The sequence below is a fragment of the Sutcliffiella halmapala genome (genome assembly GCF_002019665.1).
Taxonomy (GTDB): Bacteria; Bacillota; Bacilli; order Bacillales; family Bacillaceae_I; genus Sutcliffiella_A; species Sutcliffiella_A halmapala.
In genome coordinates, this window is record NZ_KV917375.1 from 1,508,937 (window position 1) to 1,521,415 (window position 12,479).

Consider the following 12,479-nt stretch of genomic DNA (forward strand, 5'->3'; position numbering starts at 1 on the left):
AAGGAGCAGGGCTTTACGCCCTGCTCCTTTCGTTATTTTGTAAATTCGGTGAAAAGCTGGTTTACTTTTTTTGCTGTTTCATGGCCCGTAATTTTTGCGACATCCTTCATAAGCTGGATGCGTTCAGAAGTATTAAAGACATTTACTTTTTTTGATTGTAAAAGTGCGGATATTTTTTTTGCTTGATCATTGGTCAAGGAAATATCATACTGTAATCCATAGTGAATGAGTTCATCAGGTGTAATATTATTAAGCTTTTTATTTACGATTTGTTGATAAATATTCATCGTATCCCTCCCAAGTTAACATATGTGAAAAAAACAAAACGGGTACCATTACGAAATAATATGACAATACTTAGGAAATTATTGTATAATTAAAAAAAAGCTGATAATTGTTGAGGAAATTAGAGACATAAGGTTTACAAGGGGGAGTCGCCTTGTCAGTTATAATAGATCAGAAAGAACAAGGTATATTTCATGAACTAAGTTCAGATTTGCGTTTAATATTGAATAGTAATGGGGCAATTGAGGAATGGAATGAACAAGCGGCTGCATTTTTCTCCTTAATAGATGAAGCACAATCCTTTTTTGAAACACTTCCGACAAGCTATCGCCAAGAGGTTTTTACATATTTTAAGGAAATGGCAAACTCTATCGGAGAAACGAGAAAAAAGATTTTATTCCATAGCATTAACGGAAAGTATGTAGAAGTTGTTTATAATGGTAAATTTGAAAACAATCGCATTTACTTATCCGGTCATTTAATTGAATCGAATGATAAATTAAGTATCTTACCATTACATTACGGAACAATTGAACAATCTTTGAAATTAAATGAATTTACAACGAACTCTTTGGATATAGCAATTTTAGTACTTACAAAAAACTCTACTATTGAATATATTAATAAGCGATGTCTTACTTTATTGGAATTAGATATTGAAGATGATTCTTATCGAAATGCTGATTTTACTCAAGTAAACACGCCGAATTTTTTAAAGCAAAAAATTCTAGAAATACATAATGAAGTGTTTGATAACAAAAGTTTTAAAGAACGGATCTGCTACGATGACGAGATGCTTTTTCAAATTCAAGGAATTTTCTTTGAACATATGGAAAAGACCTTTTTTATTATCCATGATCGATCCTACCAGCAGAAGTTTGAGAATCTGTTAATTTATAAGCAACAAATGGAATCTGTATCACAAATATCTGCAGGAATGGCACATGAGCTTAGAAATCCGCTTTCAGTCATAAAAGGCTTTATCCAGCTTTCTCAGATAACGAATAATTGGAGTAAGTACTATGACACTATAATGGCGGAAATTAGTCGAATGAACTCCATCATTGAGGATTTCTTGTCTGTTTCACGAAAAAAAGTTAACAAACAGGCAATACAACCTCAGCATATTTTTCAGTCGTTAGTTTATATTTTTCAGTCAGAATGCCTATTACATAATATTGATTTTGATTTTGAAATAGAAAAGGTAGAAGAAGAGGTAGTAGTAAATGAGGCAATGATTAAGCAGGTAATGTTGAATCTGTTAAGAAATGCGATTGAAGCATTTCCGGAATATCAAAAAAATAAATTTTTCTTATTGCGTGCCAAAAAATCAGATGTGTTTTATGAAATTACTGTGATGGACAATGGGAAGGGAATGGCGGAGGACGTTCTAGACCGAATTGGGAAACCTTTTTTTACAACGAAAGAAAAAGGAAATGGACTCGGCATTCCACTATGTAAAAAAATTATCGAAGACCATGATGGAGAATTATTTATTGATAGTAAATTAGGAGAGGGTTCTACTTTTTGCTTTCGCCTACCTCTTCAACAAAAAAAGCCTGAATAGAGGCTTTTTTTGTTAGATATAATTAATCTTACAGTTGATTGACCCAAAATCAAAAGAGAATCTAACAGAAAACCTTTTCAGGGGTAGACACCCATGCAAATCAAAGAAAAATTGCACTATGGATAATGAAAAAGTGGAACGTCAAGTATCCCTCGCCTCCCCTGATGATTGTAGTGCAAGGCGTGAGACTCCTGCGGGAATGCGAGTCCCACAGACGCCTGGCCCGGAAATCTACAGGGAGTTTAAAGAGGTCACCATATTTTCAGAGTAGCCCAGGTTTAAATTGTTAATGGTTCGATTTATTTACTTTTTCCCCTGTCTCATGTATACTAATCTATTGTTATAAAAATCGTAATGATTCTTATCTTGTAAGGTGTGAAAAAGATGAAACATATAGAAAACGTATTAGAAATAAAAGATTTATCTTTCAAATATGAAAAACAAAATGTACTAGAGAATATTCATTTAAGTATCCCGAAAGGTGCGTTCTTAGGCCTAGTTGGCCCGAATGGATCAGGGAAGTCGACACTCTTAAAATGCATTCTCGGTTTATTAAGGGCGCAGCAAGGGTCGATTCAATTGTTTGGAAAAGATATCAGGAAATTTAAGGATTGGAATAAAATTGGTTTTGTTTCGCAAAAGGCAAACAGTTTTAATTCTGGCTTTCCTGCAACTGTCTTTGAAGTAGTTTCGACAGGCCTTGTATCGAAGGTTGGTTTATTACGCTTCTTTAATAAAACTCATAAAAAGCAAGTATTAGAGGCCATTAAAGCAGTTGGAATGGAAGCATTCGCTAATAGGAATATTGGGGATTTATCCGGTGGTCAGCAGCAACGTATATTTATTGCTAGAGCTCTAGTAAGCGAACCGGAATTATTAATATTAGATGAACCAACTGTTGGAGTCGACATTAAAAACGTTCAAAATTTTTATCAAATGCTTGAAAAATTGAATAAAGAAATGGGTATCACGCTTGTACTAGTAACTCATGATGTTGGAACGATTACAGAAAAGGTAACGCATGTAGCATGCTTGAATAAAAATTTACACTTTCATGGTGTAACGGATGAATTTGAGAAACTACGGACCAATGATTTATCTAGTTTTTATGGCCATGAAGTGCATGTTCTAAGTCATAATCATCATGATGGAGGGCATGTTTAATGATAGATGCATTTATACAGTTTGAATTTTTAAGAAATGCTTTTTATACTGGAATATTGATTGGATTTTTGGCTCCCTTATTAGGGGTGTTTGTAGTTGTTAGGAGATTGTCCTTAATAGCAGATGCGTTAAGTCATGTTACCTTAGCGGGAATCGCAGCGAGCTTATTATTAGAAAAGAGATTTGGTATGTTTGTTGGATTAAGTCCAATCTATTTCGGAATGGCTTTCTCGGTAACGGGCGCCCTTTTTATTGAAAAATTGCGAGGTGTTTACAAACATTACCAAGAGTTAGCGATCCCGATTATTCTTTCTTCTGGAATTGGACTTGGTGTCATTTTCATTTCCTTAGCAGATGGATTTAACACGGATTTATTTAACTTTCTCTTTGGTAGTGTAAGCGCCGTGACAAGTGCTGATTTTTGGACGATTTTTGTCATTGCCATTATAGTAGTTATGACACTAACTGTGTTTTATAAAGAAATGTTTATTTTATCTTTCGATGAGGAGCATGCAAAAGTTTCAGGAGTTAATGCTCGAGTCTTCCATTTGATTTTTATCATTATGGTTGCTCTTGTTATTGCTGCTTCCATGAGAATAGTTGGGATATTATTAGTATCTTCCTTGATGACGTTACCAGTGGCAGCGAGTATGCGATTGAGTAGAGGCTTTAAACAAACTATTTTTCTTGCCATTCTGTTTGGAGAAATCGCTGTGATCGGTGGTTTAATTACCTCCTTTTATTTAGATTTAGCACCAGGGGGAACGATTGTCATTATTTCTGTGCTCATACTTATCACTACAATTCTTTGGAATAAAATAAGGAGAGGGAACTAGATGAATGTATCGCAGGCGCTATTATTAATGAAAAATCAGGGATATAAATATACAGGAAAAAGGCAAGAGATGCTCGAATTATTTGCAACTGAAGATAAATATTTAACGGCTAAAGATGTACTCGATACAATGAAGGACAATTATCCAGGATTAAGTTTTGATACGATTTATCGCAATCTTGCCCTTTTTGTAGAGTTAGGCATTCTTGAGAGTACGGAATTGTCAGGTGAGAAGCATTTCCGTTTTACATGTGCTACAAGTCATCATCATCATCATTTTATTTGTTTAGTTTGTGGGAAAACAAAAAAAATTGAAACATGTCCGATGCGTGAATTAGGCGAAAATTTGAATGGGTATGAAGTAACGGATCATAAATTTGAAATATACGGAAAATGTCCAGAATGTCTAGCTACGGCATAATCGAAAACGGCTGCTTATAGTAGTCGTTTTTTATTGTTATTCTCTTTTGGCTGTTTTTTTAGGATGGCTCTGTTAAGTACAGTGTTTAACAGAGCAGCAAGAATTAGAAAGCGTACACCTTTTAACGGAAAAATTCATATATAGGTACTATAGTTCTATAAATATGTAATGCCCTCTCAAAATCGAGAAAGTTGTCGAACTTTCTTATATATGAAAAATAAGGGTGTATGCAATGTCTGGAGAAAAAAAGCATGAGTCTAACTTAAATACGGAAGACCTTGTAGTTATTTTAGAAACAGCGAAAGAAATAGGTACGACAAATAAGGATATAGATACAGTAGATTTTATTAATCGCATGAAGAAGCAATTAATTCGTGCGATGACGAAATCAGGGTAATGAACAAAGGTGTAATCACTTCGTTCTGGAGTGTTTTTTATACTTTCTTACCATATTAAAAAAGCTGACTGAAATCACATAATGTGTTTCAGTCAGCTTTTTTATTTGGTAATAGGTTGATGAGGATGTGTTGAAAACAGATTGAGAACTCGTTCTAATTCTGAAGGGCTGTTACATTGAAAATGCTTTGGACTGTTTTCTCAGCTTCTAACCAATTGTTTACCCGGTATACATTCTTTGGAATAGGGCTTCTGTTATAGGGTGTGTCAAAAAGAATAACAGGAATTTGACATTCTTCACTAATGTCAACTGCATTATCATGCTTATCCTCGAAGAAGAGGTCGATTTTATGTTCTTTTACGGCACTAATTTTATTATGGCTGCCAATAAGTTCAAGGTGATCGTAATTGATATCTTGTTTTGCAAACCAATTGTTTGTAACTTCAAAAAGATGATTTCTTCTAGCGCTTATAAAGTAAAGGTTAAATTCTGCATGCCATTTTTTTACGATTTGTTTTGCACCTTGTGCCAAAGGGGCATCCTTATAAATAAGGGGTTCCATTTCGTCCATCCATTTCCAAAATTCTTCTTGTGTTAACCCCATAAGTGGTGTTAAGTCATATTCTTTTATATCATCGAGTGTAATATTTTTATTAAGTGTTTTATTTATATATGGAACAAATGTAGTGGGGCAAGTTAGTGTTCCATCGATATCAATGCCAAGTCTTTTTCTCATGGTGTTCCTCCAATCTTTAATTCACTCATTCATCTTATCATATTTTGTCCCATTTTTATTATTTGTGGGCTTATTTTTCCTAGTGTTGTAAGAGTTGTATGGGTGTCTATCTTCATATCGGAAAACATTAACATCTATGTTTTACTCGGTCTTGTTTATAATAAGTAATGCTCCTATCTTCTATATGAAAGCGAGGGATAAGAATGGCAAGTGAATTTGAGAATAACGAAGAAAAACTTGACCGTTTTGATTCAGACTTAGCTTACGAAGAACCTCATGTAGCAAGAGCAAAGGGCCAGCGTGACTATTTGGAAGAAAATGCGGCGGAAGTTGCTGCTGTTCCGACTAGACTTCACTCAGATATATACAGCGATAGGGAAGAAGTATTTGAAGAGGAACGAAGTGATGTTATGGGGATGAGTGGAAGAGGTCTTGGATTTTTAGGACTTATTCTATCCGTACTATCCTTGTTCTTCATGCCTGTTATATTGGGTGCTGCTGGAATTATAGTCGGCTTCATTGCGCGCAAAAGAGGTGCAACAGGGTTAGGAGCTTGGGCGATTGGTTTAGGTATTGTATCGATCGTTGTTGGTTTATTCGTACTTCCATTGTTCTAAGAGGGCAAGAAAAAAAGCTTGACACTTCAATAGTGTCAAGCTTTTGCCTTTTCTTCTTCTTGTTTTGCGAAATATTCTTCCGCAATCTTATCAATTTCTTTCTTTAATTCTTCAACCATTGTAGCTTCAGGTACTTTTCGAACGATTTCCCCTTTACGGAAAAGAAGGCCTTCCCCACGCGCTCCTGCAATTCCAATATCAGCTTCACGAGCTTCACCAGGACCGTTTACAGCACAGCCTAAAACCGCAACCTTAATTGGTGCCTTTATCGTTGAGATGTATTCTTCTACCTCATTTGCGATACTAATTAAATCAATTTCAATTCGACCACATGTCGGGCAAGAAATTAAAGTAGCTGCATTAGAAGAGAGACCGAATGACTTTAGAAGCTCACGAGCAACTTTCACTTCTTCAACAGGATCGGCACTTAGGGAAATACGTAAAGTATTACCAATGCCTTTGCTGAGAATTGCTCCCAGTCCAGCTGCGCTTTTTACTGTTCCAGCGAAAAGTGTTCCTGACTCCGTGATTCCTAAATGAAGGGGATAGTCAAATGCTTTTGCAGCCTTTTCATAAGCTTCAATTGCCAAGTTGACATCGGATGCCTTCATCGACACGATGATATCATGAAAATCAAGGTCTTCAAGAATTTTAATATGATGAAGGGCACTTTCAACCATTCCATCAGCTGTTGGATAGCCGTACTTTTCAATAATACGTTTTTCTAAAGAACCAGCATTTACACCTATACGAATTGGGATTCCTTTTGCTTTAGCTGCATTTACAACAGCTTCCACTTTTTCACGGCGTCCGATGTTCCCAGGGTTAATACGTATTTTATCAATACCACCATCTATAGCTTTAAGCGCAAGCTTATAATCAAAGTGGATGTCTGCAACTAATGGTATATTTATTTGTCTCTTGATGTCTGCAATGGCATTAGCAGCACGCTCATCAGGGACAGCAACCCGAACAACCTGGCATCCTGCTTCTTCTAAACGTTTAATTTCTGCAACAGTTGCTTCTACATCATGTGTTTTCGTAGTAGTCATACTTTGGATAAATAGTTCATTACTACCGCCGATTGTTATATCTCCTACTTTAACAGGGCGGGTCTTTGTACGATGTATCATTTCATTCACGAGTGAATCGCTCCTTTTAGGAATGATCTAAAGATCAAAACATCTATCATTCATCAGATTACCTTTAATTCAAAAAAAAAGCTAGTATTATCCACTAACTCCCAACATATTTTAACAATCGTTTATGGTTATGACAAGTGAAAATGTTTTACCATTTTAGTATATAGGGAACCTATATGATTTACCAATTTGTATTTTTTCAGGTGGGATGCCATCGTTTAAAGTCTGGAAGTCTTCGATTAATTGTGTGATAGAAACAGGAATAGGTTTATTGGCAATTCTTTCTGCAATTGTTAATACTGTATCGCCAGCCTTTACTTCCACATCTATATAGTTGTTAGTTGAATTTGGTAACTCAGAAGGCTGTTCTGTTACATCAGGAACACTCATGGTAGTTGTTACTTGTTCTTGATTAATGCTTGGGATTGTACCATTTGAGAGGTCATAGTAAATGCTAAAGATGGTAATACAAATAAGTGCTGCAACGAATAGTCGAATCATTGTCACGTTCCTCCTTGAGAACAAAGCTTAATTCACTATATGCTTGTCCTCAAGAGTTATGACTAATGTAAAATAAAAAACCACTGGCTACTCCAGTGGTTATCTTTACTATTCTATAGGTTTTTGTTGTTTCACTTTGATTTCTTTCATTACTAAAAATAGAACGAAGATGGTAACCGCAAAGTTTAACAAAATGGCACCTGGAATTTGAACGCGCAGTAAATCCATTATTGCAAAGAACACACTAGGAATAGTGAGGGCATAGGCAGATAAAATCCAGGTATGACGAAAACGAAGATTATGACGTTTTAAGCTGTTTTTCAGTACTAGCCCAAGTAATCCTAAAATCGTAATTTGAATAAATTTTATAGCACTGAAGAAGATATAACCTGCAAGTATTAATAAAGTAACAATTATAGGTAAACTTGATTCAACTGACTCTATTAAAGAAACGAAGTCGGCTTTATCAAAATATACACCCTGTAGATCATTGAATGGGATATATTCCAACGTGTTTCCATATTGAAAAATTGCTTCATTTTTTTGAATAGCTAATACCTCTGGGTAGGCTCTAATCTCATCGATAGATAATTCGTTTTCAGGATCGAATATAATTGTAGTATCTTGATCTTTTAAAATGAAAGGTTCATCTGTTTCAGCATGAAATTGTCCATCTTCTAAATAGAAATCAGGAGTATCGGCTTTAAAAATTGTTTGTGTAGATGAGACAAATTTAAAAACATCGGTTCCAAGATTCACAAACAGGGGAATAGAAGTAATAAGTACAAGAAAAAATACAAAAAGAATCGTTTTCCCTATTCCTTGAAAACGAAAACTAGCCATATCCTTTGGAGAGTATAGGCTTTTTATAAATTGAGTAAAAATATTCAAATTTATCAGTCCTTTTATTTATAAAGTAGTGATTTTACTTTCTTTATGTTACCTTAATTTGGTTTTCTATACAATATTTAATTAAAGAGTCACATCTGTATGTAAATCGAAAGGCGTATATTGTTAAGATAATGTAAATTTATTGTGAATTGTATTTACAATGAGGAGGTATTAGGTTAATAATTGTATTTGGTTTTGTAGATTTTTGTCGATATTGATGCGATTTGATTAAGGGGTTGAATGTATTGGACTTGGATGTTCAGAGGATAATTTTTGAATTTGTCGGTGGTCTTGGTATTTTTCTATTTGGGATAAAGTACATGGGTGATGGATTGCAAAAATCAGCAGGTGATAAGCTGCGAGATATTCTAGATAGATTTACAACAAATCCGTTTATGGGAGTACTTGCTGGAGTTTTAGTAACAGCTCTTATACAATCTAGTTCTGGTACGACGGCACTAACGGTAGGGCTAGTTAGTGCAGGATTCATGTCATTACGACAAGCAATTGGTGTCATAATGGGAGCAAATATAGGAACGACAGTAACAGCATTTATCATAGGAATAAAAATTACTGATTATGCACTGCCTATCATTGCGTTAGGTGCGATCTTGTTATTCTTCTTTAAAAGTCAAAAACTTCACTACTTAGGCCAAATAATTTTCGGCTTTGGCGCACTTTTCTTAGGGTTAAAGATAATGGGTGATGGGTTAAAACCATTAACAGGATTAGATGCTTTTTATGATTTAACACTTTCATTGAGTCATAATCCAATTCTTGGTGTTGTTATAGGGACAGTTTTTACTGTTATTGTTCAAAGTTCGAGTGCGACCATAGGGATACTCCAAGAAATATATGGTCAAGGTGCTATTAATCTTCAAGCTGCGTTACCTGTTTTATTTGGTGACAATATCGGGACAACTATAACAGCTATCCTTGCATCTATTGGTGCTTCTGTAGCTGCAAGAAGAGCAGCATTGTCTCATGTATTGTTTAATCTGATTGGTACTGTATTAGTCTTAATAGTCTTAGGGCCCTTTACCAAGTTAGTTGAATATTTACAAGGGATTTTAGGTCTTAATCCACAGATGACGATTGCGTTTGCACATGGTATTTTCAATTTCTCAAACGTTATCATTCAATTTCCTTTTATTGCATTGTTAGCAATCATTGTAACGAAGCTAATACCAGGTGAGGACAGCGTAGTAGAGTATAAAGCTAAGCATCTAGACCCAATATTTATTGAGCAATCTCCTTCTCTTGCGTTAGGACAAGCAAAAGAGGAAGTATTAAGAATGGGTGAATTCTCTGTTGCGGGATTAGAGGAAACAGAAAATTACCTGAAAACGGGCTCACCAAAACATTCAGAAACTGCATTTCAAATTGAGGATGCGATTAATAATCTAGATCGTAAAATTACAGATTATTTAGTAAAACTCTCGTCTAGTTCATTAACAGAAAATGAATCCGAGGAGCACTCTATGTTAATGGATACGGTTCGTGATATCGAAAGAATCGGAGATCATTTTGAGAACATAGTAGAGCTTGTCGATTATCAAATTTCGAATAAGGTGAAATTAACCGGATCTGCGGATACAGATTTAGAAGAAATGTTTGCTTTAACAATTACAACTGTGAAAGAAGCCATAGAATCGTTAAGATCAGGTGATAAGGAACTTGCACAGGATGTTAAATTAAAAGAAGATCAGATTGACAAGATGGAACGTACTCTTCGCAAGAAGCACATCCTACGTCTGAACGAAGGGTTATGTTCAGGTCAAGCTGGAATTGTTTTTGTTGATATCGTAAGTAACTTGGAACGTATTGGTGATCATGCTGTAAATATTGCAGAAGCAGTTTTAGGGGAAGACCACGGTACGTTATAATAGATTTAACTAGAAATGCCAGACTCTTTGAAAGGTCTGGCATTTCTTCTTATAAGATTGGAGGAATTCGATGGATATCGTATATTGGATTATTATTATAGCGCTTTTTGTGGTTGCATTTGGTGGTCTAATCTATCCGATAATTCCAAGTGTTCTTTTCATTGTCGGAGGTTTCTTACTATATGGTGTGTTCTTCTCCTTTGAGGAATTGAATATCTGGTTTTGGCTCATCACAGCATTATTCGTCATACTTTTATTTGTTGCTGATTATTTCGCTAACCTGTTAGGAGTGAAAAAATTCGGAGGTAGTAATGCATCGATATGGGGTAGTACGATTGGTTTGTTAATAGGCCCGTTTGTTATTCCGGTTGCTGGGATTATCTTAGGTCCGTTTTTAGGAGCAATCCTCGGTGAATTACTTTTTAATAAGAAAGACATGAAAGCGGCAGTGAAAATAGGGTTTGGGTCTGTAGTTGGCTTGTTTAGTAGTGTAGTTGCCAAAGCAATTATTCAGGCTATTATGATAGTTTGTTTTTTAATTTTTATCTAGTAATAGGTATTGACAAAATTAGTGGAATTATGATAAATTTTATTATGTCCTGTTGGGAAAGTAGAAGGACAGCGATAAATCTGGTAAGTATTTTACTGGTTTAGTTTTTCATAATACGGAGGAATACCCAAGTCTGGCTGAAGGGATCGGTCTTGAAAACCGACAGGGGTGTCAAAGCCCGCGGGGGTTCGAATCCCTCTTCCTCCTCCATACATAAATTATACATGAGCATTCAATCATTTAGGTTGAGTGCTCTTTTTGTTTCGCGAATAAAATTAAAAAGGCCCACGAAGTATGTTAACTTTTGCGTTTCCTTTACTTAAATACAAAGATGAAAAAAGAACGGAAACTTTTCAGTAGGTTAATATTAGCTTTTTCCTAACATGGAATGGTTTAATATGGATATACTAGGGTTGTTTATGTCATGCGTTTTTGTGAAATAGAAATGGTATATATTCAAAAGGGAGTGAAGAATTTGAAAACTATAGGAGTGCTGACAAGTGGTGGGGACTCACCTGGCATGAATGCAGCGGTTCGTGCAGTGGTAAGGAAAGCGATCTATCACGATTTAAATGTTTATGGGATTTACCAGGGCTATTCAGGACTGATGACTGGTAATTTTAAAAAATTAGAGCTTGGTTCTGTTGGAGATATTATTCACCGCGGTGGAACCATCCTCTATACAGCAAGAAGTGAGGACTTTAAAACTGCTGAAGGGCAGCGTCAAGGCATAGAACAACTTAAAAAACATGGGATAGAAGGTCTGGTTGTTATTGGCGGGGATGGATCCTTCAAAGGTGCTCAGAAATTATCAGAACAAGGAATCCCTTGTATAGGGTTACCAGGAACGATTGATAATGATATTGCTGGGACAGATTATACTGTGGGCTTTAATACAGCTCTTCATACAGTTATTGATGCCATTGATAAAATAAGAGATACAGCAACTTCTCATGAACGTACTTTTATTATAGAGGTTATGGGGCGTCATGCTGGAGATATTGCCTTGTGGGCAGGTTTAGCCGGAGGCGCAGAAACGATTATTATTCCAGAAATTGAGTTTAAATTATCCGATGTGGTTGGTCGTATTAAAAGTGGTCAGCAACGTGGAAAAAAGCATACTATCATTGTTTTAGCAGAAGGTGTTAGTAATGGAATGGATTTTGCGAAATTAATAAAAGAAGAAACGAATCTAGACACACGTGTTACGGTATTGGGGCATATTCAAAGGGGTGGTAATCCAACAGCGTTTGACCGAGTTTTAGCAAGCAGACTCGGTGGGCGAGCGGTAGAATTACTTATAGAAGGCAAGGCAGGTCGTGCCGTGGGGATGGAACAAAATAAAATTGTCGATTATTCCTTTGACGAAGTATTTTCCCTTCCGCATAAATTTGATGAGAGTATGTACAAATTATCTCAAGAACTCTCTATTTAAATAAAATGTTGCAGATTGAGCAGATTAATTGAAACTTCCGACAAGTTTTGGT

General features: G+C 35.6%; 14 protein-coding genes and 1 tRNA gene. 10 read left to right on the forward strand and 5 right to left on the reverse strand.

Annotation, left to right across the window (positions count from 1 at the left end):
- Window positions 1-32 precede the first annotated feature (32 nt).
- Window positions 33-287 (reverse strand): DUF2624 domain-containing protein, encoded by a 255-nt coding sequence (locus BK580_RS07220; protein WP_078379679.1) that lies wholly within the window; start codon window positions 285-287, stop codon window positions 33-35.
- Between the two features lie 152 nt (window positions 288-439).
- Here BK580_RS07220 and BK580_RS07225 point away from each other — a divergent pair, with 152 nt between their 5' ends.
- The 5 genes from BK580_RS07225 to BK580_RS23515 all read left to right on the forward strand — a co-directional run bounded on the left by BK580_RS07225 (window position 440) and on the right by BK580_RS23515 (window position 4,669).
- A complete protein-coding gene (locus tag BK580_RS07225) occupies window positions 440-1,852 on the forward strand; it encodes a sensor histidine kinase (RefSeq protein ID WP_078379680.1) in 1,413 nt (470 codons plus the stop codon).
- 393 nt (window positions 1,853-2,245) lie between these two features.
- Window positions 2,246-3,016, forward strand: a complete 771-nt coding sequence (locus BK580_RS07230) for a metal ABC transporter ATP-binding protein (RefSeq protein WP_211279076.1) — start codon at window positions 2,246-2,248, stop codon at window positions 3,014-3,016.
- A complete protein-coding gene (locus BK580_RS07235; protein WP_078379682.1) occupies window positions 3,016-3,852 on the forward strand; it encodes a metal ABC transporter permease in 837 nt (278 codons plus the stop codon). The genes BK580_RS07230 and BK580_RS07235 overlap by 1 nt, the downstream gene beginning before the upstream one ends.
- Window positions 3,853-4,272, forward strand: coding sequence for a Fur family transcriptional regulator (locus BK580_RS07240; protein WP_078379683.1), 420 nt, complete (start codon window positions 3,853-3,855; stop codon window positions 4,270-4,272).
- Between the two features lie 232 nt (window positions 4,273-4,504).
- The gene (locus BK580_RS23515; protein ID WP_169864841.1) at window positions 4,505-4,669 is read left to right on the forward strand and encodes a hypothetical protein; all 165 of its coding nucleotides are present in this window, start codon (window positions 4,505-4,507) and stop codon (window positions 4,667-4,669) included.
- Window positions 4,670-4,823: 154 nt separating this feature from the next.
- Here BK580_RS23515 and BK580_RS07245 read toward each other — a convergent pair whose 3' ends face one another.
- A complete protein-coding gene (locus BK580_RS07245; protein ID WP_078379684.1) occupies window positions 4,824-5,405 on the reverse strand; it encodes a 5' nucleotidase, NT5C type in 582 nt (193 codons plus the stop codon).
- Between the two features lie 203 nt (window positions 5,406-5,608).
- On the opposite strand from BK580_RS07245, the gene BK580_RS07250 reads away from it, so the two are divergent.
- Window positions 5,609-6,022: a DUF4190 domain-containing protein gene (locus BK580_RS07250; protein ID WP_078379685.1), complete on the forward strand. Its 414-nt coding sequence runs from the start codon at window positions 5,609-5,611 to the stop codon at window positions 6,020-6,022.
- Window positions 6,023-6,057: 35 nt separating this feature from the next.
- Here the strand turns inward: BK580_RS07250 and ispG are convergent, their stop codons facing one another.
- The 3 genes from ispG to BK580_RS07265 form a co-directional block, all read right to left on the reverse strand.
- Complete coding sequence (gene ispG, locus BK580_RS07255) at window positions 6,058-7,155, reverse strand: flavodoxin-dependent (E)-4-hydroxy-3-methylbut-2-enyl-diphosphate synthase (protein ID WP_169865251.1); 1,098 nt, start codon at window positions 7,153-7,155, stop codon at window positions 6,058-6,060.
- 165 nt (window positions 7,156-7,320) lie between these two features.
- Window positions 7,321-7,665, reverse strand: coding sequence for a hypothetical protein (locus BK580_RS07260; RefSeq protein ID WP_078379687.1), 345 nt, complete (start codon window positions 7,663-7,665; stop codon window positions 7,321-7,323).
- Between the two features lie 108 nt (window positions 7,666-7,773).
- Window positions 7,774-8,556: a DUF1189 domain-containing protein gene (locus BK580_RS07265; RefSeq protein WP_078379688.1), complete on the reverse strand. Its 783-nt coding sequence runs from the start codon at window positions 8,554-8,556 to the stop codon at window positions 7,774-7,776.
- 245 nt (window positions 8,557-8,801) lie between these two features.
- On the opposite strand from BK580_RS07265, the gene BK580_RS07270 reads away from it, so the two are divergent.
- The 4 genes from BK580_RS07270 (at window position 8,802) to pfkA (ending at window position 12,427) form a co-directional block, all read left to right on the forward strand.
- Window positions 8,802-10,442 (forward strand): Na/Pi cotransporter family protein, encoded by a 1,641-nt coding sequence (locus tag BK580_RS07270; RefSeq protein WP_078379689.1) that lies wholly within the window; start codon window positions 8,802-8,804, stop codon window positions 10,440-10,442.
- 70 nt (window positions 10,443-10,512) lie between these two features.
- Entirely contained in the window at window positions 10,513-10,992 is a 480-nt protein-coding gene (locus tag BK580_RS07275) for a DUF456 domain-containing protein (RefSeq protein WP_078379690.1), read from the forward strand.
- A gap of 117 nt (window positions 10,993-11,109) precedes the next feature.
- Window positions 11,110-11,202, forward strand: a tRNA-Ser gene (locus BK580_RS07280).
- Between the two features lie 265 nt (window positions 11,203-11,467).
- The gene (gene pfkA / locus BK580_RS07285) at window positions 11,468-12,427 is read left to right on the forward strand and encodes a 6-phosphofructokinase (protein WP_078382674.1); all 960 of its coding nucleotides are present in this window, start codon (window positions 11,468-11,470) and stop codon (window positions 12,425-12,427) included.
- Window positions 12,428-12,479: the final 52 nt, after the last annotated feature.